The following is a 22260-nucleotide window of genomic DNA, read 5'->3' as shown; positions in this document are numbered from 1 at the left end:
AATGAGGCTTATGCCTCTTTTTTTAATTTCATTTGCACAATAATCTTTCCTAAGACTTGCCCGCTTTCTAAAGCTTTCAAGCCATCAACGACTTCCTCAAATGGTATCACACGATCAATAACTGCTTGAATTTTTCGGTTGCAAAAGTTTAGATAATTTTAACCTATGTGTGAGCACCCGCACCGATAACTAGAGCTGACTTTCCTGGTTCGACGTGCTTCAACAACTCAATATTTTGATATGCAACAACGGCGGCACTTGGTAAGCAGCCTTTTCCAGTGTTAGATCCGCGCTTAATTTTCTTAAACTACTTGCTGGAACAACAATATATTCAGCAGAAGTCACGTAGCTCAATGGGTTTGATGTGTCTGCCCAAACTACGTCGCCAACGATAAGATCCGAAACCAACGAGCCAAGCATTTCAACTGTTCCCACTAAATCAGAACCTAAGATAAGATAGCCCGGTTTACTCAAGTCCGTAAATCGCACTATCAGCCTCTTTTTTTTACAGTGGATGTTCCTAACTTATTTGTTTCTAAATTTAGTTACTCTTCGACAACCTTTAATTTGAATTCATATGAATACTTTTGTGACACAAAAACGACCCCCGTAAAGTTAGATTTTTAACTCTAACTTTCGGGGGTCACCTCACAATTACCTTGCTCTTGATTTAAAATGCCTTCTAAATGCTTGTTACAGCAATCTTTATCGACAATAAACTAAGAAAATGGCTTTGCAATACCTGTAAGGATCTGCAAAGCCATTTTTTTGAAAACTTTTTATAATTTATTATTTACCAATTTCTTGAATGGCTTTCATTCCGCCTTCAATAACTTTAGGATTTAATCCTTTTGATTCAAGGAAAGAAGCCGCTGCAGTACTTCGGTTACCAGATCCACAAAGCGTAAAAATTTGTTTGCTCGTATCCAGTGATTGATAATCATTGACTAAATCCTCAAATGGAATATTGACCAAATTTTTTTCAGGTGCTGGCCGTGTAATTTCGTCTGGATGTCTGACGTCAAGTAATATAAAATCATCTGATTTATTCAGGAAATCTTCAGCAGGGATAGTTTCCGTTGTCTGTAAGCCATCTTTGGGTACTTCATCTATCAAAAGATAACCATTCTTTTGATTAAAACCTAATTCATCAGTCACCCCAGTGAGTTCTGCTAGTTGAGCTTCGTCCTCAGAACCAATGATAAAAATAATGGATTGATTTACATCGAGATAATAAATTGCATAAGTTTTAAAGTTACTTGGGTTAAGATTGAGAGAGTTTTTAATATGTCCCTCTTGGTACCCATGTTGAGTTCGAACATCAACCAGTTGTTGGTTATTAATGTCCTCGTAAAATATTTTCTTCATTTGTAATGCTCCTCATGATAGTTTTGTATTCATTTATTATTTACATAAAGTTGAATGAAAGGGGGATAAATAGGTGTCACTCTCAATAAGTATCCCTAATGACCCTTCAACAAAATGAAGTAAATAAAAATGATAAGATTACTTGACAAAGCATAGAGACCCATCTATATTTAATACATTGACAGGTATCTATGTGAATAAAGTATATGAAATTTAGAGAATTATTGCAAGTTTTCTTGCATCATATAGGTTGATTTGTATCGAATACATAGATAGGTACCTATATATTCGATACATATACAATCATCAATATAAGCCATTAGTTGATTGAAGAAACTAAATCAATCATTTCGTCCAAATCGTTTAACAAAGGAGTGGAAAACAGAATGGAAATTTTTAATCCAAAAGAGCATATTGATACAAAGTATTTATTCTATACAGGTAAAGGTGGCGTTGGGAAAACAACAGCCGCTAGCGCAACAGCTATTCAATTAGCGAATGAAGGTTTCAAAGTTGTATTAGTGAGTACAGACCCTGCCAGTAATTTACAAGATGTTTTTGAAAGAGAATTAGATGATAACGGAACAGAAATTGAAGAAAATCCTGGCCTAACCGTCGCTAACTTTGATCCAGTCAGTGCTGCAGAAGAATATAAAGAATCTATTGTGGGTCCTTATCGCGGAATTCTGCCAGACTCTGCGGTACAAAATATGGAAGAACAATTAAGTGGTTCATGTACGACAGAAATTGCTTCTTTTGATCAGTTCGCAAAATTCTTAACAAGCCCTGATATATCTGACCAATACGACTATATCATTTTTGATACAGCACCTACCGGCCATACATTGAGACTCTTACAACTGCCTTCTGCTTGGACAAACTTCTTTGATGAAAATACAACTGGCACAAGCTGTATGGGTCAATTATCTGGTTTAGATGAAGAGAGAGAAAGTTATAGTTTGGCAGTAGAAACACTTGCTAATTCTGAAATGGCAACTTTACTACTCGTAACTCGCCCGCAAGAAGGACCATTAGTCGAAGCCAATCGTGCGTCCAAAGAATTACGAACATTAGGGGTTGAAAACCAGAAACTTATTGTGAATGGCCTTTTAGAAAATCCGACAGATACGATTTCTCAAACATACTATGAAATTCAACAAGATGCATTAAACCAAATGCCTGAAAATCTTAAAAACTTACCTATTTTTGAAATTCCATTAAGACCTTACAATCTTGCAAGTATCGAAAGTATCGGTTTATTACTTAGTGAAGAACAACCTGAAATCAGTCATGAAGAAGTGCAGGATCAGGAATACCCACGCTTACAAACTGTTATCGATGATTTACACAACACAAACAAACGAGTCGTCTTTACAATGGGTAAAGGTGGCGTTGGGAAAACAACCATCGCAGCCAGCATTGCGAAAGGCCTTGTAGAAAAAGGTAAAAAAGTTCATTTAACAACGACCGATCCTGCAGCTCACTTAAATTATATTGTGCATGAATCAGATACTCTTGGGGTTAGCCATATTGATGAGAAAAAAGAGTTAGAGCTTTACCAAAATGAAGTTTTAGCTAAAGCGCGTGAATCAATGTCGGAAGAGGACTTAGCTTATGTAGAAGAAGATCTAAACTCACCTTGTACAGAAGAAATTGCAGTATTCAGAAAATTTGCTGAAATTGTTTCGATGACGGAAGCAGATGTGGTGGTTATTGATACTGCGCCTACGGGACACACACTTTTACTTTTAGAATCTTCTCAAAGTTACGCCCAAGAGGTGGAGCGAACTTCTGGAGAAGTACCAGAATCGATTACCCGACTCCTGCCTATTTTACAAGATCACAACCAAACAGAAGTGGTCATGGTGACATTACCTGAAAATACACCTGTCTATGAAACGATTCGTTTACAAGAAGATTTAGACCGTGCAGGTATTGCACATACTTGGTGGGTGGTTAATAACAGTTTATTATCAACAGGGACTACGAATAAAACATTGTTAGCTCGCGCAAAATCGGAAGAAGAATGGATCCAACGTGTCGATGGATTATCAAATGGGCATTTTGCGGTCATCGACTGGAGTCCTATTGAGTTAAAAGAGGATGTTCTTGCTACAATTGTTTAATCTCAAAGGAGAATATAAATGAATTATGAATTATTTGCTGAAAAAATGAAAGCTTTATCTGATCCAAATCGAGTAAAGATACTCGATTTACTATCCTGCGATACTTTATGTGCCTGTGATTTGCTTGAACACTTTGATTTTACTCAACCAACTCTCTCCCATCATATAAAAGTATTAAGAGATTCGGATTTAATTGTTACAGAAAAAATAGGAACTTGGCATCATTATTCGGTGAATCGAGAATTAGCTACCGAGATAACAGAAATCCTTCAAAGTGTTTTCTCAAGTTCTGAAAGATGTATTTGTCATACAACAATAAATGAAAAGGAAGATCAATATGAAAAAGTTAGCCATTTATGAACCTGCCCTATGCTGTAGTACCGGAGTTTGTGGTCCTTCTGTAGACGAGGATTTATTACGTATTACGGGTGTGATGAAACAAGTGAAAGAAGAAGACGATGTGATGATGATCCGTTACAATCTTGCTTCCAATCCTAATTCGTTTGTACGAAATCAAAACGTCATAGACACTATGCAAAATGAAGGACAAGACTCTCTTCCAATTACTGTATTAGATGGAGAGATTGTTAAAACCGGTGCTTATCCAACGAATGAAGACATTAGTGAATATTTAGGTATTCAACTGGTTAAAGAAGCGATTCAATAAGAAAAATGTTTGAGGTGCGAAATTTATTTTAGAAGAAGATGTAAAATATGAACAAATTAGAGATATTTGAACCCGTTATGTGCTGCAGTAGTGGAGGTTGTGGCTCATCAGTGGATGAAAATCAAATGCTAATTACATCTGTCATCAATGCATTAAATACTATTGATAGATATCAAGCTTATCAATACAATTTGACTGACAATCCTGTGCAATTTGTAAGTAATGAAACCGTTAGTACTATTTTACAGAAAGAGAATTCTGCTGCTTTGCCAATCACAGTATTGAATGGCAAAGTGAAGAAAGCTGGAGCTTATCCAACTCTTGATGAAATTGCTGAATATACTGGTGTACATTTTATGGTAACAGACCAATCTGGTGAGAGCGATTGTGGTTCCACTGGATGTTGTTAAGGGAAAAGAAGTAAGAGTTTATCTTCTTTTGTTTCTCATTAAAAGATTAAATACTATTATTATTGGAGGAAAATAATGAAAGAAACAGCTTTAAAAGAAAAAGTATCGAATAAAGAAAATGGGATTGGGCTTTGGGAACGTTATTTAAGTTTATGGGTTGCTTTATCAATGATTATTGGTGTAGCGCTAGGGCAATTTGTTCCTGCAATACCTAATTTTTTAAGTCAATTTGAGTATTATAACGTATCAATTCCAACAGCTATTTTAATTTGGTTAATGATTTTTCCAATGATGTTAAAAATTGACTTTAGCAGTATTGTAAATGTAACAAGAAAGCCAAAAGGATTAATCTTAACTACAGTAGTAAACTGGCTAATTAAACCATTTACCATGTATGCAATTTCTGCCTTTTTCTTTTTGGTGGTATTTAAACCGTTTTTAAGTCCCGAACTAGCCAATGAGTACATAGCTGGTGCGATTCTTTTAGGGGCAGCACCTTGTACAGCTATGGTATTTGTATGGAGTGAACTAACCAAAGGTGATCCAGCATACACCTTATTGCAAGTATCTATAAATGATATCATTGTTCTCTTTTTATATGCTCCAATTGTGGCACTTTTATTGGGCATTGGTAACGTTTCGGTCCCTATCAATACACTTTTACTCTCTATTTTTGTATTCATTGTAATCCCTTTGGCTCTAGGAATTATTGTTCGAAAATACGTGGTCAAGAAAAAAGGTGATGATTATTTTGAAAAAGATTTTGTGAATAAATTTGATGGGACCACACGGATTGGTTTACTACTAACTTTAGTTATTATCTTTTCATTCCAAGGTGAACGAATTCTAAGTAATCCATTCCATATTTTATTAATTGCTATTCCGTTAATTGTTCAAAATATAGCAATATTTTTCCTTGGTTATGGTGGTGCTAAAGCTTGTAAATTGCCTTTTTCAATAGCAGCACCCGCAGCCATGGTTGGAACAAGTAACTTTTTTGAACTTGCTGTAGCTGTCTCAATAGCATTATTTGGATTGAATTCTGGTGCAACTTTAGCAACCGTTGTAGGAGTATTAGTAGAGGTTCCTGTTATGCTATTATTAGTCAAATTTTCAAATAAAACGAAACATTGGTTCGATGGCTACGAATATTAATTAAAAAGAAAAGAAATTATGTGATATAACCTTTTATCAACTGTTTTATTAACTTAAAATTTGAATGCATAATGCCAGACTTTATCTAATCACAGGGATTGTATTCAACTTCATAGTGAATCGGGCGATGTATAGACGAGGGTATGTAGAAACGTTTAGAAGCGACCTTGTTGCGGAATAAGATTCCAAACCCATGGTTATCTATTACAACGTCTAACAAAAATATACGTTATAATGACGAAATCTTTTTTGAGTTCAAATATTATAAGTAGAGTTGGCAATCTGGAGCAATACTTAACGATCAATTCTGAAGGTTGCAGTGGTGATGAGTAAATTTCTAAAAGAGTAGTTCGATTTGAGATTAAACGTATTTTGATATTTATATGAATACTTTTGTGACACAAAAACGACCCCCGTAAAGTTAGATTTTTAACTCTAACTTTCGGGGGTCACCTCACTGCTCCTTAGATGCGTGCTTTTTATTAAATATTATTTACTAAATAATCAATCAGGACGTATTTTATATCATCATAACTAATCTTTTCAGGCAAAGCTTCTTTAATCGCTTTTAGTGAGTCGGTCCCAACTTTTCGAATCGCTTGCTTGATTTGGTTCTTAATATATGATGACACATCCGCGTCAAACACTTCTAAATCCCCTTGCTCCGCAGCTTGTGTCAGATGCGACAAGATAGTGGCTTCAGTCATATTACGTTCAATCGCAATCTCCAATGGCGTCAGGCCACGTTCTGCATACTGAGCACTAATATAATAACTTGATTGTCCACCACTACTTTGTAGATCAACACTTTCACGGTGTGGTTCTTCTTCGACTGTCGTATCCGGATTCGAAGAAGAATATTCTTGAATCGCAGGTAAGAAATAGCCCGCATACTTCTCTGCTTTAACCGATCCAACCCCTTCAACATCAAGGAATTCTTCATAAGTATTCGGCATACGACTCGCCATATCTTCCAAGGATTTATTAGAGAAGATAATATAAGCCGGCATCCCCTCTTCTTTGGCCAGTTGTGCCCGAACTTGACGCAATTGTTCATACAGATCCGCATTAACATCTTTAGATACTGTGCGTCTACGACTGGTTGATGCTTTAAGGTATTTACGTTCTTTAATTGTTAAAGTCGTCTTACCCATTAAAAGCATCTTAGATGCTTCCGTCGCATATAAACCGCGGTGTTCCGTCACGCCAATATATTGATAGGCTAATAATGCTGAAATGATGTCGCGAATTTGTTGAACAGAATAAGTCTTCATAATGCCGTAAGTCGACAGCTCGTCAAAGCGATTATCTAGAACTCGCTGATTCTGACTTCCACGCAGGACATCAATAATCATCGTCATCCCAAATTGGTGCTTCATTCGAAGCATACACGATAAGATCATCTGTGCTTCTTTTGTCACATCGATTTGACGCATCTCACCCATACAATTTGAACAATTTCCACAAGCTTCATTAGGAAATTCACCAAAATATCTTAGGATAAAATTCCGCAAACAACCCGTGAAGCTTGCGTACTGAATCATCATCTCTAAGCGGCGATGAGCTAATTCATCATTACTTTGCGCAATTAAAAACTTATTCGTCATAATATCTTGAGAGTGATATAAAAGAATCGCTTCCGCATCAAGGGAATCACGGCCCGCACGGCCCGCTTCTTGGTAATAACTTTCTAAATCTTTCGGCAAGTTAAAGTGAATCACTTTCCGAACGTCGGTCTTATCAATTCCCATTCCAAAAGCATTTGTTGCGACAATTATGTTACACTCATCCTTAATGAATTCAGACTGAGATTGTTGTCTTTGATCGTGTTCCATCCCAGCATGATACTTATTCACGGCATAACCTTGTTGCTTCAACTCTAAATGCAACTTGTCGACTTGTTTACGCGTGTTGGCATAAATAATAATTGCTTCATCATGATTAATTAAACTATGCAAAGTCACTAGACGATTGTTAGGTTCGATGACTGAGAATTTGATATTTGGTCGGTCAAAGGAATTAATGAAGACGCCTGGATCTTCTAATTCCAATTGAGCCACAATATCGTCTTGAACACGTTTCGTTGCTGTTGCGGTGAAGGCTGACATTCTCGGTCTTTGAGGCAATTGGTTAATAAATTGTGTAATGTTTCGGTAGCTTGGTCTGAAATCAAAGCCCCATTGAGACACACAATGCGCCTCATCCACAGCAAATAGTGAGATATTTTGTTTACTTAAAAACTCCTGGAAACTTGGATTCTCTAACCGTTCAGGTGCCACATATAACATCTTCAATGTTCTTTGGCGTAGTTGTTGTATTATATCTTGGAACTCTTTACTACTGATAGTCGAGTTCAAATAAGCTGCTTGTACTCCTAGTTGCGTCAACGTATCCACTTGATCTTTCATCAAGGAAATCAATGGCGATATTACTACGGTTAAGCCAGGCAACATTAAAGCCGGGAGCTGGTAACAGACTGACTTACCTCCCCCGGTTGGCAGAATCCCTAATGTATCTTGCCCAGATAATATTGTATTTATTATTTCTTTTTGTCCAGGGCGAAAGGAAGAATACCCAAAATGCTCCTGTAATGATGCTTCTAACTGCACAAAATACGCCCTTTCTTTTTAAATCATTTTTTATCCTTAAATAGTTTAACATACAACTGAATTATTTAGAACATGAGGGTGTTCTCGGAAATAGTGTACTTATTTCAGCGAGAATGATTCGGTCACCGTAGTGGATCTCCTTAAGTCAATCACCTCGGCTTAAACCTTTTGATTAAGCTTTCGTCGCGCTTTGCTAGTTAATCCATATGTCGCTACCACTCCTATGGCTTGAAGTACGCAAAGTCGTCCTAATACGACTGCACCTCACCATTCTCACTTTCATATGCTATTACTAAAACGATCTTATTTATTAAATTTAGTTTTTGAAGAACACTCACCCAGCATATTACCGTGAGTTCAGTGAATTCATTTACTATGAATAAGGACGGACTACCGTATTAAATTCTGCGTGAACGACAGTGATCTACAATATCAATAGGTAGACGAGACGGAAGAGCTTTTATAAAAATACGACCGTATTTTTGTAAAGAACTAGAGACGGTCCCATGGCTACATTGAATTCGCTGAGTGAACATAAATATGCGGTCGCGGAATCATCTCTCTTTCATCAGCATAAATAAACTACTTCTCACAAGCCGATTCTTTGTAAACAAAGGGGGTTGTTGTTAAGATGAGATAGAAAATACAGTTAGATTAAAAGCTTTTGAAAGGAGTTTTTTAATGAAAGTATTAGTAGTAGGAGCAAATGGTAAAGTTGCTAGACACTTTGCTGAAATAGTCAAAGACCATGAAAGCATTCAAGAAAAAGCTATGATACGTAAGGCTGAACAAGAAAGTTTCTTTAGCGAACGAGGGATCGAAACAGTATTACTCGACTTAGCTAAGAACTCAATCGATGAATTAGCCGAAGCAGCTAGAGGCATGGATGCAGTAATATTCAGTGCAGGTGCTGGAGGAAAAGGCTTAGACAAGACAGTGAAAATTGACTTAGACGGCGCAATTAAAGCAATGACAGCTGCTGAACATGCCGGCGTTAAACGATTCGTGATGGTAAGTACATTCCGTACTGGACGCGAAGAAATGGAAAAAGAAAATTCTCTGCAAGTATACACCATCGCTAAGAACTATGCAGATGAATGGTTGAAAAACCGTACAGAATTAGACTGGACTATCGTTCACCCAGGTATTCTTGTAGACGAAAGCGGTACTGGAAACATTAAAGTAGGAACAGACTTTGAAATCAATGAGATTCCACTTGAAGATGTTGCTCACACACTGGTTGCCGTATTAGAAAACGAGAACACAATTAAGAAAGAATTTGAAGTGTTAGCTGGCGACAAAGACGTGAATGACGCTGTTAAATCACTATAATATATAACAAGTAATAACTGAGTCAGATCACATTATAAAGTGACTGACTCGGTTATTTTTATGGATTTATTCATTGTCTTCATCACTATGTATTAGTGTACCCCCTGCATTTGTAAACTCTAAAATTTTTTATATATTGTGTTTCCCATGTATCATTTAATTGCCAAATAATACTAGTTTTTATTGTAAGAATAGACAGTAGTTGAAACTGGAGAATTGAGTGAAATTTTGACTTTGCGGGGCGTCGTGAGTCAGCACGATGAACCGCAAACGAAAATACGGAGTGTCGTGAGTCGGCACGACGTACCGCAAACGAAAATACGGAGTGTCGTGCCAATTCACGACGCACCTTAAGCATCAAAAAAACACTATCCATTCAAGAATAGTGTTAACCATCTTCTATAATACGACTTCAGACCGCTTTCTATAATTAAACACTTCATTCATAACCGTTGAGCCTAGAATAAACAGCGTCCCAACCATTTGTATTGTGCTTAAAGGTTGGTGTAGCAATACTGCCGATAGGATAATAGCTGTAACTGGATCAATGTAGCTCAAGAGTGAGGACGTCTGAGCTGGTAATTTATTCAAAGCTTCAAAGAAGAGTTGATAAACCCAGCCTGTGTGAACAACTCCGACAATCAGTAAAAGGCCAAGCACTGAAGGTGTGAAGCTCAACCCGCTTAAATCCTCGGTCAGGAATACATATGGAACCATCACCACTGCTGAGACCAATAATTGGAAGAAAGTTAACTCCAATCCTGGTAAGCCTTTAGTCTTTTTATTTAGAATCATGATCCACGCATACAGTACAGCTGCACCGATTCCATATCCGACCCCGATTAAGTTAACTTGCACCCCACCAAACACACCTGAAATTAAGACAGCTCCGAACAAGGCAGCAATGGTACTGAAGAGATTATAAATCGTCATTTTTTCATTTAAAACGAAAGGTGCTAGCAATACCACAAAGGCTGGTGCCATATAATAGCACAAAGTTGCAACGGCCACACTTGTATATTGATACGCTTCAAATAGGAAAATCCAATTAAAACCAATCGCAGTTCCAGAAATAATTAAGTATTTCGCATTTTTCTTAACGACAGCCCAATCGATGTTACTTTGCTTAAAAATTATGACACCGAGGAGGAAAAGAGTTCCGACAACGGCTCTAAACATCGCTATCACCGCAGATGGCAACGGAATAAAATGAACAAAAATCCCGATTGACCCTACGATTAACATTGCGACAATTAATTTAACTTTATCCAAAAGACACTCCTCCTCAATCATTAAAGTTTCAATAGTATTCTAACATAATTTTAATTTAATTGGGTGTTTTGTTTCTGGTATTTGCCCCACTCATTCATTCGAAGATTCATCGTCGCTAAAAATTCATCCACCATCCCTTGGCCATTGGTTAAGACAACTAAAGCATAGACCGGTTCGCCGTCCTCCATATAAATACCGGAGTCGTGAAGAGACCCGCCAATACTACCATATTTTGTGAACATGCCTTCTTGGATATGTTTTTTGAAATATTCTGCTTCGGTATTCCCACTAAGCGAAGTTAAAATATAACTGTATTTATCTTCGGTAGCAACCGGGAGTAAAATATTCAATATCATCTGGGCGTCTGCCATATTATTCGTTGTATACTCAGCTTGATCAAACGACAGCCCGCTTAAATTTAAAAGTGACTCTTGCACATTTTCATAAATTTGCTGGTAATAAGAGAAAAGCATATTAAAAGCGGTGTTATCAGACAGAGCTAATGAATTGTAAAACAACTCATATAAAGGATAAGACGCCTTTTTCTCACTATTCGTCACTGGACCGGCACCCTCCTCGAACAAAGCGTCACTATAAGGTAACTCTGTCTCAAAAGTCATCACACCATCGGCAATTAAATCAGCGTAAAGTCTTGCACACCCACTTTCGTCACACTTCCAACAAGCATTGGCGTTCGCTCGTTATAGAAAAAATCTGTGTCAGTCTGGTAATTATGATAGGCAACTAAAACAGCCTCTGGATTCAAACCGAATTCATGTATTGTTGCAGTCACTAATTCTTCCATAGAGGTGAATTGACTATAGTCTTGAGATAATTCTTCAGTCACAGACTCCTCTGTCTCACTCTCAACAGACTCACTTTGAGTCTTCAATAACTGGCACGGGCTCTTCTGATGTGCTACACGCCGCCAATAAAAACAAGGAAACTACTAACATTTTTCTTTAACAACTTGCCCACCTCTTCATTTTTTGTTAAATAAATACCCCACTTTATTCAGTGAGGTAAAACTTAATTGTTTATGCTTTTTTAACGAATTCAGACTTTAACTTCATCGCTCCGAAACCGTCGATCTTACAATCAATGTCATGTCCATCGGCTGGATCAATAATTAACTTTATATTTTTTACTTTCGTTCCATGCTTAATCGCTGATTTGAAGCCTTTTACTTTCAAATCTTTGACAACGATAACTGTGTCACCGTCCGCAAGCTCATTCCCATTCGAATCTGTAATTGTTTCGCTAGCCTCGATGTTTGCTTGTTCACTTGCAGTCCATTCGTAAGCACATTCCGGACAGACGAATAATGCACCATCTTCATACGTGTATTCCGACTGACATTGTGGGCAATTAGGTACGTTTTCCATTCTGCACCTCCTTATCTTTTATTGAAAATAATCATTCCTCAGCTGTATCTCTTAAATTGATTAAAGCTAAGTACTCTTCAAGAGTCAAACCATGTTCATACATAAATGTCGCGTGGTCTTCTCCTACATAACGAATATGCCAAGGTTCGTATTCGTAACCAGTGATATGTGTTTTGCCTTCTAAGTAGCGTAAGATAAAGCCATAATCATGACCGTTCTCAGCTAACCAAATCGCAGAACCGTATTGGCCGTAAGCTTGGTGTAAATCACGTCCGTATTCTTGCCAATCCGTTCCAAGTAAATCAAAAGCCAATCCAGTCGAATGTTCAGTCGCATCTGCTGGGGCAACAAACATGTCCGTCATATAAAAGGCATCCGCATCACTATAACCATCCGCAATATACATATTATAACGACTATCAAAGTTCATCGCTTGATAGGCAATTGTCCGGTGAGCAGAGACAGTTTCAAAGTAGTATCCAGCTTGTTCTGCTGCAGTAATTAAAGCATTAAACTCTTCGAAAATATTCGCATTGTAGGCGTGCCCCGTCCCTGTCCAAGCAAATTCCATGTCTAAATCTGCTTCCAAACGGTTTTCTCGGTTGATCAGCATGAGTGCTGGATCGTCTAAAGACGCATCCTCTGGCAAGGCTTCAACTAATTCTTCTACTGTTAAATCAGATTTAAATGGTTCAATGAGTTCGGTATCAATCAACTCAATCGCTCCAATGGTTTTAACGGGTAAAGTTAACCAGACAACCATTGTCATTAAAAAATATCGCCATTTTGTTTTAAATTTCATTAATTTAAGCTCCTTAATTAAGATTACTCATCTATTATCTCAAATTTTCTCATTAAGACAACCTTTTTTCAATAGGCTTTTAAAATAAAACACACCAGCCAATATAAAACAAACTGATGTGTCATTATAATACATTTTAAATATCAATTTCCAACAAGGTTGGCGTGTGGTCTTGACGAGTTCCTGAATCAATCATTTCAGATTTTTGAACTTTATCCGCAATTCGGTTACTTACTAACCAGTAGTCAATTCTCCACCCCGAATTGTTGATTTTACTAGTCTTCGCGCGTTGATTCCACCAAGAATAAACGCCTTCCACATCTCCGTGAATATAACGGAATGTATCTGTAAATCCGCGAGCTAATAGATTTGTGAACCCTTCACGCTCTTCGTCAGTAAAGCCAGCTGAACGACGGTTACTCTTAGGATTTTTCAAGTCAATTTCTTTGTGAGCGACGTTATAGTCACCTGTTGCTATGACAGGTTTCTCTTTATCAAGACTCGCTAAGTAATCCGCATACTTAATATCCCATTGTTGACGCTCTTCTAAACGAACTAAGCCCGAACCAGCATTCGGTGTATAAACTTGTGTAATAAAGAAATCATCAAATTCAAGTGTAATAATACGCCCCTCCGCATCCATGGTACTTGGTGCCCCAATTTCTGGATAAGTAACATTAGGTGAAAGGTAGTTTTTGAATAAGAACATTGTCCCAGCATAACTTTTTCGGGCCGGTTCTTTTGAACTATTCCAAGCGATGGTGTAATCTGGCACGTCTTCTTGCAAGATTTCTAAATGCTTTTTAGTTGGCCCTTTACTTGATAATTTAGTTTCTTGAATCGCTATTACATCTGGATCTTCATCTTTAATTGTCTTTAGTACAGCTCTTGATAATTCTGCTCTCGCTGAGTCACTTGTTAAAGCTGCGTTAAGTGAATCGATATTCCATGAAATTAATTTCACTGTCATTCTCCTCGTATACTTTATTTATTCTTATTCATTTTATATTTAACTGATTGGATGGTCAAACATTGTGACAATTTCTTTGTAAAAGGAGTTCAAAATTGATTGATGATAGCGCTTTATGATATATTTAAATTAAGATAACGATGATGGAAATAATGGAAGAGAGGGATGTCTATGGCAAGAGGAGGAGGCCGCGGAGGTGGCGGCGGTGGTCGCAGCGGTGGCTTCGGTGGGTCTCGTGGTGGCGGTGGTCGCAGTAGTTCTGGTGGACGCGGTGGCGGGTCATTCGGTGGTAGTCGTGGCGGAGGCTCTTGGGGTGGTGGCGGTTCTTGGGGCGGCGGAGGTTACAATTCTCGTCCAGTCATTCGAACCGGACCAATCTTTAACTCATGGGGTTCTCGTCGTAGAAGAAGTTCCTTTGGTGGTGGTCCTTCTGGAGGCGGAGGTGGCGGTGGCTGTTCAAGCACACTCATCTCAATGATCATTATTGGTGTGATTATCATGTTCATATTACCAATGATATTTGGTGGTATGGGTGGGAGTTCGAATAATAATTCATCCAGCTCTGAAACTTCTGTAACGCGCTCAACCGTTGAACGTGAGCCACTACCAGCAGGTTCAGTCAATGAAACGGATTATTACACCGATGACGCTAACTGGGTTGAAAACCAAACCGTTATGAATGATGGATTACGTCATTTCTATGAAAAAACAGGTGTTCAGCCTCACGTCTATATTACAACTGAAATTAATGGTTCAAACAATGCTTCAATGTCGGAAGTAGAGGTATATACCAATGAACTTTACGATGAATTATTCACCGATGAAGCTCACTTATTGTTAATGTTTTATGAAGGAACACCAAGCAATTACACGACTTATTATGTCACGGGTTCCCAAGCCGACCAAGTTATTGATAGAGAAGCAGCAGACATATTACTAGATTACATTGATCGAAATTACTATGACATGAGCCTTAACACTTCCGAGTTCTTTAGTAAGTCATTCCGAGATGCAGCTGACCGAATTATGGACGTAACAACCTCACCTTGGATACCTGTCCTACTAGTAATAGGTGGCGTGATTCTCGTTGGAATCCTCTTCTTATGGTGGCGTAAACGTAAGCAACAAGAAGCGATTGAAGCCAAACGTACCGAAGATATGTTGAGTAAACCGATTGACACTTTCGGAACAAGTTCTGAAGCAGACGATTTAGCAAAAAAATACGAAGACAAATAATATACAATTTGGAGGAATTACATTATGGCTATACTAAATAGATTTAAAGACATTATCAGTGCAAATATCAACTCAATTATTGACCGCATGGAAGATCCTGAGAAAATGATCGACCAATACTTACGTGACATGTTAGAAGACTTAGCTGAAGTAAAAGAAAGTACCGCAAGTGTGATGGCTGAAGAAACTCGCAGCAAACGTAAAGTCGATGAGAACGAAGCGGAAGTGAAGAAATTCGAAGAATTAGCTAAAAAAGCGCTAGAAGCTAACAACGAAGACGACGCACGTATCTTCTTATCTAAGAAACAAGAAGTTGAAAATGTCGGTGCCGGTTACGCAACAGCTTACGCTGCCGCTCATGAAAATGCCGTTAAAATGCGTCAAATGCATGACAAATTAGCTAAGGATATCGATACATTGAAACACCGTCGTGCAATGATTAAAGGTAAAATGTCAGTGGCAAATACTCAAAAAACAATTAATGATGCCACAGGTAACGTTACTCAATCTGAGAATGCGATTGGAAACTTCGAAAGAATGGAAGACAAAGCAAACCGTATGCTAGACGAAGCAAATGCTATGTCAGAATTAAATACGGAACCGATTGACGAAGCCAAAGCTTTAGAAGAAAAATACGCTTCAAATACTTCCGCTGCTGTTGAAGATGAATTATCTCGACTTAAACAACAAATGGGTCTAGATTCAACAGATACAGAATCTTAATAATAAATTTAAACGCCTTTCTTTCAGTGCTTGTAACTGAAAGAAAGGCGTTTTTTGTACATACTTATATAGATTGTAGTACTTCCGAAACGAGCCAAGCCCACACTCCTACAGTGAACACTGCAGTAATTGGAACCCAAAACTGAAATTTACGATGCTTCGTCTTATGTCTAAAGAAACGCATGCCTAAGAAAGCACCTAGACCTCCAAACAGAAAACTCGCTTGTAGTAATTTTCTTTCTGAAATTCGGTATTGCCCAGTTCGTGAATATTGTTTATCACGGTAGTAAAGATGACACGTGTACACATTCATTAAACCAATAAATAAGATGACGATCATCTCTATCATTCTAATATACTCTTGCATTTATTCACTCTTTCTATTGTAACTTAGCCTTGACTCAACATATCTTGAGCTGCTTTTTTATAATCTTCACTTCCAGAAGTTTCCGCAAACTCCGCAATCGTAATGGCTTGCGTTGATAGAACTTCAATAATATGCTCTTTCATCTTTAGCCAAGTATATCCGCCCGCTGCTTGATATTCCTGAATTAAATTCTCCAACTCAGCCTCTCCAAACAATAAGTAATGCGCTGTAAAGTCATTGGAAACATCCATATGCTTTGCCTCAGTCCAGTCAATAATTCCGATGACTTTTGAATTGGAATCAATCAACATATGACCTGGATACAAATCACCATGAATAAAGCCGGTCTCTTTTGGCCACAAGTCGCCTTGACTTAACCAAGCTTCCCACCGCTCTAAAGGCGATTCATGAACCGAATAGTTTTCCTTCACACGATTTATTCGCTGGCGCATCATCTCTTGTAACTGATCTTTTGAGTCTACTCGCAAGCCCGCTTCTGCCACTTTTTCTTTGGAAATGCTGTGAATTTCTACCATTGCTTTAGCTAGGCTCTTTGTAAATTCAGCTGGCGCTTGATTCACATCAAAAACCCAACTTGTCTCTTGAGTTACCGAATCAGTCGTGACAGCCGGCTGCCCTTCCAGTGACTTATAGGCAATTAACTCTTCTGTAAAAACTTCCCAATTTGGGACTTGGATCGACTTTGTATTTTCATTGACGAGTTCTAATATTTTCTTTTCGGCTTGCGCTTTTAGAAAAACGTCTCTTCGTCTTGGCACGCGTAATATCCACTCTTGCCCATTGATATCTTCGGCGATCACAACTTTAAAATCTAAGCCAATATTTACGTCTTGTAAGGTCTCCTCTTTTAATTAGATGCCATTTTTCTTAGCTAATTCAATCATGTCATCACCCTTTCGTTGGCCCTCTATAATAACTGCTTCAAATCTTGTCCTCTAATTATAACTTAGTCAGTAGCGAATACCAAATGCCCTCTATGGTATATTATATATAAAATGTAAGATCGGAGGACTTTTCATGGTCGCAAAATTATCAGAAGACTTAATCTATGAAATACTTTCCGTCGTTGACGAGATCCCTAAAGGAAAAGTCGCTTCGTACGGACAAATTGCTAACCTCATTGACCGCCCAAAAAACGCTCGCCTCGTCGGAAAAGTACTCAGCCAGGCTAGTTACTACGGCGCTTACCCTTGCCATCGTGTGGTGAATCATGCGGGGAGACTCGCCCCAACTTTCCCTAACCAAAAGGACTTGTTACTTGATGAAGGCGTTGAATTTAAAAAACCATCACATGTGGATATGAAAAATTTCCAGTGGGATATGTGATTTCGCCTTAACTTTAGACAAACGGCGATTCTATTTGGCTTGAGTTCGATCAACTAAGGACGAACCGCAGTTCCATTTGTCCTGAGTTCAATCAACTAAAGACAAACAGTGGTTTCATTTGGCTTGAGTTCGATCAACTAAGGACGAACCGCAGTTCCATTTGTCCTGAGTTCGGGCAACTAAAGACAAATGGCGATTTCATTTGGCTTGAGTTTGCTAAACTAAAGACAAACGGCAATTCCATTTGGCTTGAGTTTGGGCAACTAAAGACAAACGGCGATGTCATTTGGCTTGAGTTTGGGCAGCTAAAGACAAACAGCGATGTCATTTGGCTTGAATTCACTCAAATGATTATATTTTCTATTTATTAGAAGCGCGGTTACTTTTAACTTGATCAATAAGAGCTTGAATTGACTCAATCCCCAATTCATCCATTCTTGCTGGTAAGTCGCGAATAATTTCTGGACAAACCATCGGATTATTGTAGTTCTCTGTTCCTATTTGAACGGCTGTGGCACCCGCCATATACATTTCTAATACGTCATCAACCGTCTTGATGCCGCCAATACCAATAATCGGTATAGTCACGGCATTCGCAACTTGATAGACCATTCTTAGGGCAACGTGTTTGAGTGCGGTACCTGATAAACCACCTGTGATCCCACCTAAGATAGGCTGGCCAGTCGTTAAGTCAAAGGCCATACTTGTTATCGTATTAATCATTGAGATGGCGTCGGCTCCCGCTGCCTCTACCGCTTGGGCAATTTCTACAATATCTGTTACGTTGGGCGTTAGCTTCACATAGATAGGTAGACTGGTCACAGCTTTACAAGCTTTAGTTAAGCGAGCGGCCACTTCTGGATTCGTACCAAAAGCTACACCACCTTCTTTAACATTCGGGCAGGAGATATTTAATTCAATTGCTTTGACATTGGGTGCTGTAGAAATCTGACGGCACATTTCGATGTAATCTTCTTCGGTAGACCCTGCGACACTCGCAATGATTGGTACATCAAAGCCTTCAAGGTAAGGCAATTTCTCAGATAGAACGGCTTCGACGCCTGGATTCTTTAATCCTACAGAGTTCAGTACATCCTTGTCTCTATGCACATATTGTGGTGCAGGATCACCCACACGTTCTTCAAGTGTCGTACTTTTAGTAATTAAGGCACCTAATAAACCTAAGTCATAGTGTTTTGCGTAACTTTCACCGAAACCAAAGCAACCTGAAGCTGGCATAATAGGGTTCTTCAATTCAATACCTGGAAGATTTACTTTTAGTCTGTTCATTATATTCTCTCCTTAAATTTCAAGTGCGTGATACACTATCTCACCATCAACTAGAGTTAAAGCACACATACCTTTGACTTTATAGTCATTAAAAGGCGTATTAGCAGCTTTAGATAAATAATCATCCGAGTTAATCACAGACTCTTTTTCTAAATCAAAAACAGCAATATCTGCAACACTTCCCACTTTCAATTCACCCATAGGTAAGTTAAAGAGTCGGGCTGGCAGGTGACTCATGCGATCAATTAGAAATTCTAAAGTCATCAAATTCTTTTCAACAAAGTGAGTATACATTAAAGCAAAGGACGTCTCGATACCCACTATTCCAAATGGAGCATCAATAAATCCACCAGACTTTTCTTCCATAGTATGGGGCGCATGGTCAGTCGCAATAAAGTCGATCGTTCCATCAGCTAGTCCTTCAATTAGTGCGCGTTGATCTTGTTTGCCACGTAATGGTGGATTCATCTTGAAGATAGCATCATCACTTGGTATATCCATCTCATTAAGAATTAGATGATGTGGTGTCACCTCTGCAGTAACATTCACTCCTTGTCGCTTACCTTCTCGAATGGCATCGACGGATTCTTTCGAAGAGACATGACAAACATGATAATGGACGCCAGTTTCTTTAGCGATGAGAATGTCACGAGCAATCTGGCTGCTTTCAACAATCCCCATAATCCCTGGCAAACCCAATTCTTTATTGCGAATACCATTATGCATGACCCCTCCGTAAAGTAGACTCTCGTCTTCAGTGTGGGCGACGATGGGTTTATCAAGACTCGCAGCTAACTTCATCGCTTCATACATAATTCCAGCTGTTTGAACACCCACCCCATCATTAGTGAATGCGAAAGCATCAATGGCTGCCATATCAACTAATTTATCTGTCCGTAATCCCTCAGTAATCGGCGCATATTGAAAAGTCTTAACAACTGAATCACGCTCGATAATATCCTGAATAGCTTGGTATTTCTCAGGTGTATCTGGAACAGGATTGGTGTTAGGCATAGCGCAAACAGTTGTAACACCGCCACGAGCTGAGGCTTTGGATCCACTCAAGATAGTCTCTTTATCAGTGAAGCCAGGTTCTCTAAAATGCACGTGAATATCGACCAAACCATGTGTGATGAGTTTTCCTTTTAAATCAATCACTTGCTCACCCTCCAAGTCATGCCCTAATTCAACAATCACTCCTTCTTCAATTGCGATATCAATAGACTCTAATTCATTATCTTTTACCACTCTTTGACCATTCTTTAATATTAGTTTCATTCTACTCTCCCTTTTAAGACCCACTCTAGAATTGCCATACGTGCATAGACCCCGTTGGACATTTGAGTAACAATTCGACTTTGTGCACATTCCACTAATTCATCCGCCAACTCAACATCACGGTTCACTGGTGCTGGATGCATAATAATGGCTGTATCCTTCATTGTTCGGTGACGTTGACGAGTTAATCCATACATCGCATGATAGTCTTCTTTTACGTAATGCATATCCTCTGATCCGTGGCGCTCCAATTGAACACGAAGCATCATCACCACATCTGCCTCCGCTACTGCTTCATCCACTGTTTTAAACGCTCCGTACTGCTCAAAGCTTATGTCAAAGTAATCATTCGGCCCAGCAAAGATAACGTCAGCCCCTAACTGATTAAGCAATGTCATATTACTCATGGCAACGCGTGAATGAACTATATCTCCAATTATCGCAACTTTTAACCCTTTAAAATCACCAAACTCTTCATAAATAGTCATAATATCTAATAAAGATTGCGACGGATGCTGTCCGTTACCACTACCCGCATTAATAATTTGAATCTTTAAGTTCATAAGTTGGTCCATATAATTTCGATCTGGGTGGCGAATGACAGCTACATCTACCCCTATCGCTTGCATAGTTAGAACAGAATCATATAAACTCTCACCTTTATTGACTGACGAACTTCCGACATCAAAATTAATTTGATGCATGCCTAACTTATGCTCAGCCACCTCAAAACTATGCTTAGTCCGGGTACTATTCTCAAAAAACATATTCACCACTGTTGCATCACTCTGGTATGTTCTACGACCTTCCTTAAAGTCGATAGCAGTCTCCAATAAATTCAGTAACCCTTCATTATCAAATTGCTCTACAGATAAAAAATTTCTCACAATCATCTTCCTCCTAACAAAAAAGCGCCTTTAATCTTCGAGACTAAACGCACCTAAATAAGGATAGTTTCGCTTATGATCTCTCGGATCTATTTAAAGTCAAAAACTGATTAATAATTTATGATAGTGTGACAGCATCCTTGCCATCTATTTCTTTGATTTGAACTCGCACACGTTCTTGTTTAGATGTAGGAATATTTTTCCCAACATAGTCTGGGCGAATTGGTAATTCACGGTGTCCTCGGTCTACTAATATAGCCAAAGATATTTCTGCAGGGCGTCCTCGATCCATACAGGCATCCATTGCCGCACGAATCGATCTGCCTGTAAAGAGCACATCATCAACTAAGATGACTTTTTTACCTGATAGATCACTAGAATTTTCTAGTCTCTGGTCGGTATACTCAATATCATCGCGGTAGGCTTCAATATTTATTGACTCAACTAGCACGGGTCCTTCGATCTCAGCAATATTTTTACCTAGGCGTTCAGCCAGAGGTGCCCCGCGCGTCGCAATCCCCATAAGGACAATATCTTCAATTCCTTTGTGATGTTCAATAATTTCATAAGCTAGTCGGGTCAGAGCACGTTTCATTTCCATCTCATTCATTACAACTTTTTCCATTGTTTACCTCCTTGATAAAGAAAAGACCTCTCCTTAACCGCGGGCATGCGAAAGAAGAGGTCTCTAAATAAAGAGTTTCCGACTGTACTTACCTTCTTCGTCTCACAGGACGCCAATTAAAGGATACTTATTAAGCTACATTATATACTATATTTTTTATTAAGCAACTGTAAAAATTAGGGCTCTTCGAATTTAATGCTTCATTAATCTAACTTTTTCACGTAATAAGCCTTTCAAAATCAAGACACTCTAGCATTTATGTGTCCGCTTAACATTAAATATAGATGAGGAATTATCTGAAAAATAATCTTATTTTAATTTAAAGGTTGACTTTTAAATCTTTATTCTTTAATATAATTGAAAATATAAAAGTCAATGAAACAAAGAGTAGCACACTTATTTATGAACAGA

Annotated in this window: 24 protein-coding genes, 1 pseudogene and 1 other annotated feature (1 of these 26 running past the window's edge); of the genes and pseudogenes, 9 read left to right on the top strand and 16 right to left on the bottom strand. The window is 38.4% G+C overall.

Features of this window, described 5'->3' with window-relative positions:
- Window positions 1–8: 8 nt before the first annotated feature.
- The 3 genes from ACEN3Z_RS02920 to ACEN3Z_RS02910 all read right to left on the bottom strand — a co-directional run bounded on the left by ACEN3Z_RS02920 (window position 9) and on the right by ACEN3Z_RS02910 (window position 1368).
- On the bottom strand, window positions 9–131 hold the full coding sequence (locus ACEN3Z_RS02920; protein ID WP_407089555.1) for a hypothetical protein: 123 nt from the start codon (window positions 129–131) through the stop codon (window positions 9–11).
- An 88-nt stretch (window positions 132–219) separates the two neighbouring features.
- Window positions 220–474, bottom strand: a complete 255-nt coding sequence (locus ACEN3Z_RS02915) for a hypothetical protein (RefSeq protein WP_407089539.1) — start codon at window positions 472–474, stop codon at window positions 220–222.
- A 315-nt stretch (window positions 475–789) separates the two neighbouring features.
- A complete protein-coding gene (locus ACEN3Z_RS02910) occupies window positions 790–1368 on the bottom strand; it encodes a rhodanese-like domain-containing protein (protein ID WP_407089538.1) in 579 nt (192 codons plus the stop codon).
- A gap of 386 nt (window positions 1369–1754) precedes the next feature.
- On the opposite strand from ACEN3Z_RS02910, the gene arsA reads away from it, so the two are divergent.
- From arsA to arsB, 5 genes are all read left to right on the top strand, one after another.
- Window positions 1755–3494, top strand: a complete 1740-nt coding sequence (gene arsA, locus ACEN3Z_RS02905) for an arsenical pump-driving ATPase (RefSeq protein ID WP_407089537.1) — start codon at window positions 1755–1757, stop codon at window positions 3492–3494.
- Between the two features lie 18 nt (window positions 3495–3512).
- Window positions 3513–3854: an ArsR/SmtB family transcription factor gene (locus tag ACEN3Z_RS02900; RefSeq protein WP_407089535.1), complete on the top strand. Its 342-nt coding sequence runs from the start codon at window positions 3513–3515 to the stop codon at window positions 3852–3854.
- On the top strand, window positions 3832–4161 hold the full coding sequence (gene arsD, locus ACEN3Z_RS02895) for an arsenite efflux transporter metallochaperone ArsD (RefSeq protein WP_407089534.1): 330 nt from the start codon (window positions 3832–3834) through the stop codon (window positions 4159–4161). The genes ACEN3Z_RS02900 and arsD overlap by 23 nt, the downstream gene beginning before the upstream one ends.
- Before the next feature lie 47 nt (window positions 4162–4208).
- Window positions 4209–4571, top strand: coding sequence for an arsenic metallochaperone ArsD family protein (locus ACEN3Z_RS02890; protein ID WP_407089533.1), 363 nt, complete (start codon window positions 4209–4211; stop codon window positions 4569–4571).
- 75 nt (window positions 4572–4646) lie between these two features.
- Complete coding sequence (arsB, locus tag ACEN3Z_RS02885; RefSeq protein ID WP_407089532.1) at window positions 4647–5726, top strand: ACR3 family arsenite efflux transporter; 1080 nt, start codon at window positions 4647–4649, stop codon at window positions 5724–5726.
- 482 nt (window positions 5727–6208) lie between these two features.
- Here arsB and recQ read toward each other — a convergent pair whose 3' ends face one another.
- Window positions 6209–8335: a DNA helicase RecQ gene (gene recQ / locus ACEN3Z_RS02880; protein WP_407089531.1), complete on the bottom strand. Its 2127-nt coding sequence runs from the start codon at window positions 8333–8335 to the stop codon at window positions 6209–6211.
- A gap of 681 nt (window positions 8336–9016) precedes the next feature.
- Between recQ and ACEN3Z_RS02875 the strand changes: the two genes are divergently transcribed.
- Entirely contained in the window at window positions 9017–9667 is a 651-nt protein-coding gene (locus ACEN3Z_RS02875; protein ID WP_407089530.1) for an SDR family oxidoreductase, read from the top strand.
- Window positions 9668–10066: 399 nt separating this feature from the next.
- Here the strand turns inward: ACEN3Z_RS02875 and ACEN3Z_RS02870 are convergent, their stop codons facing one another.
- The 6 genes from ACEN3Z_RS02870 to ACEN3Z_RS02845 all read right to left on the bottom strand — a co-directional run bounded on the left by ACEN3Z_RS02870 (window position 10067) and on the right by ACEN3Z_RS02845 (window position 14090).
- Window positions 10067–10939 carry a DMT family transporter gene (locus ACEN3Z_RS02870; protein WP_407089529.1) on the bottom strand — a complete coding sequence of 291 codons (873 nt, stop codon included), beginning with the start codon at window positions 10937–10939 and terminating at the stop codon, window positions 10067–10069.
- Between the two features lie 50 nt (window positions 10940–10989).
- A complete protein-coding gene (locus ACEN3Z_RS02865) occupies window positions 10990–11559 on the bottom strand; it encodes a serine hydrolase (RefSeq protein ID WP_407089528.1) in 570 nt (189 codons plus the stop codon).
- A 14-nt stretch (window positions 11560–11573) separates the two neighbouring features.
- Window positions 11574–11831: a hypothetical protein gene (locus tag ACEN3Z_RS02860; protein ID WP_407089527.1), complete on the bottom strand. Its 258-nt coding sequence runs from the start codon at window positions 11829–11831 to the stop codon at window positions 11574–11576.
- A gap of 145 nt (window positions 11832–11976) precedes the next feature.
- Complete coding sequence (locus ACEN3Z_RS02855) at window positions 11977–12324, bottom strand: zinc ribbon domain-containing protein YjdM (RefSeq protein WP_407089526.1); 348 nt, start codon at window positions 12322–12324, stop codon at window positions 11977–11979.
- 31 nt (window positions 12325–12355) lie between these two features.
- Complete coding sequence (locus tag ACEN3Z_RS02850; protein ID WP_407089525.1) at window positions 12356–13126, bottom strand: M15 family metallopeptidase; 771 nt, start codon at window positions 13124–13126, stop codon at window positions 12356–12358.
- Between the two features lie 136 nt (window positions 13127–13262).
- Window positions 13263–14090 carry an exodeoxyribonuclease III gene (locus tag ACEN3Z_RS02845; RefSeq protein ID WP_138404176.1) on the bottom strand — a complete coding sequence of 276 codons (828 nt, stop codon included), beginning with the start codon at window positions 14088–14090 and terminating at the stop codon, window positions 13263–13265.
- A gap of 177 nt (window positions 14091–14267) precedes the next feature.
- Between ACEN3Z_RS02845 and ACEN3Z_RS02840 the strand changes: the two genes are divergently transcribed.
- Both ACEN3Z_RS02840 and ACEN3Z_RS02835 read left to right on the top strand, forming a co-directional pair.
- Window positions 14268–15332 carry a hypothetical protein gene (locus ACEN3Z_RS02840; protein ID WP_407089524.1) on the top strand — a complete coding sequence of 355 codons (1065 nt, stop codon included), beginning with the start codon at window positions 14268–14270 and terminating at the stop codon, window positions 15330–15332.
- Between the two features lie 24 nt (window positions 15333–15356).
- On the top strand, window positions 15357–16055 hold the full coding sequence (locus ACEN3Z_RS02835) for a PspA/IM30 family protein (RefSeq protein ID WP_407089523.1): 699 nt from the start codon (window positions 15357–15359) through the stop codon (window positions 16053–16055).
- 64 nt (window positions 16056–16119) lie between these two features.
- Here ACEN3Z_RS02835 and ACEN3Z_RS02830 read toward each other — a convergent pair whose 3' ends face one another.
- Both ACEN3Z_RS02830 and ACEN3Z_RS02825 read right to left on the bottom strand, forming a co-directional pair.
- Entirely contained in the window at window positions 16120–16422 is a 303-nt protein-coding gene (locus tag ACEN3Z_RS02830; RefSeq protein ID WP_407089522.1) for a DUF1294 domain-containing protein, read from the bottom strand.
- Window positions 16423–16445: 23 nt separating this feature from the next.
- Window positions 16446–17267 (bottom strand): annotated as a pseudogene (locus tag ACEN3Z_RS02825) (macrolide 2'-phosphotransferase); the annotation flags it as partial.
- A 193-nt stretch (window positions 17268–17460) separates the two neighbouring features.
- Here ACEN3Z_RS02825 and ACEN3Z_RS02820 point away from each other — a divergent pair.
- Window positions 17461–17769: an MGMT family protein gene (locus ACEN3Z_RS02820; RefSeq protein WP_407089521.1), complete on the top strand. Its 309-nt coding sequence runs from the start codon at window positions 17461–17463 to the stop codon at window positions 17767–17769.
- Between the two features lie 360 nt (window positions 17770–18129).
- On the opposite strand, the gene ACEN3Z_RS02815 is transcribed toward ACEN3Z_RS02820, so the two are convergent.
- The 4 genes from ACEN3Z_RS02815 to pyrR all read right to left on the bottom strand — a co-directional run bounded on the left by ACEN3Z_RS02815 (window position 18130) and on the right by pyrR (window position 21849).
- On the bottom strand, window positions 18130–19059 hold the full coding sequence (locus tag ACEN3Z_RS02815) for a dihydroorotate dehydrogenase (protein WP_407089520.1): 930 nt from the start codon (window positions 19057–19059) through the stop codon (window positions 18130–18132).
- 12 nt (window positions 19060–19071) lie between these two features.
- Window positions 19072–20337 (bottom strand): dihydroorotase, encoded by a 1266-nt coding sequence (locus ACEN3Z_RS02810; protein ID WP_407089519.1) that lies wholly within the window; start codon window positions 20335–20337, stop codon window positions 19072–19074.
- A complete protein-coding gene (locus ACEN3Z_RS02805) occupies window positions 20334–21230 on the bottom strand; it encodes an aspartate carbamoyltransferase catalytic subunit (RefSeq protein WP_407089518.1) in 897 nt (298 codons plus the stop codon). The genes ACEN3Z_RS02810 and ACEN3Z_RS02805 overlap by 4 nt, the downstream gene beginning before the upstream one ends.
- 112 nt (window positions 21231–21342) lie before the next feature.
- Entirely contained in the window at window positions 21343–21849 is a 507-nt protein-coding gene (pyrR, locus tag ACEN3Z_RS02800) for a bifunctional pyr operon transcriptional regulator/uracil phosphoribosyltransferase PyrR (RefSeq protein ID WP_407089517.1), read from the bottom strand.
- Between the two features lie 366 nt (window positions 21850–22215).
- Window positions 22216–22260 (top strand) — a binding site (T-box leader); it runs 167 nt beyond the window's last position.

Source organism: Ruoffia sp. FAM 26254, assembly GCF_045528545.1.
Taxonomy (GTDB): Bacteria; Bacillota; Bacilli; order Lactobacillales; family Aerococcaceae; genus Ruoffia; species Ruoffia halotolerans.
The sequence above is the reverse complement of the archived record's forward strand: the minus strand, read 5'-3'. Positions and strand labels throughout refer to the sequence as shown.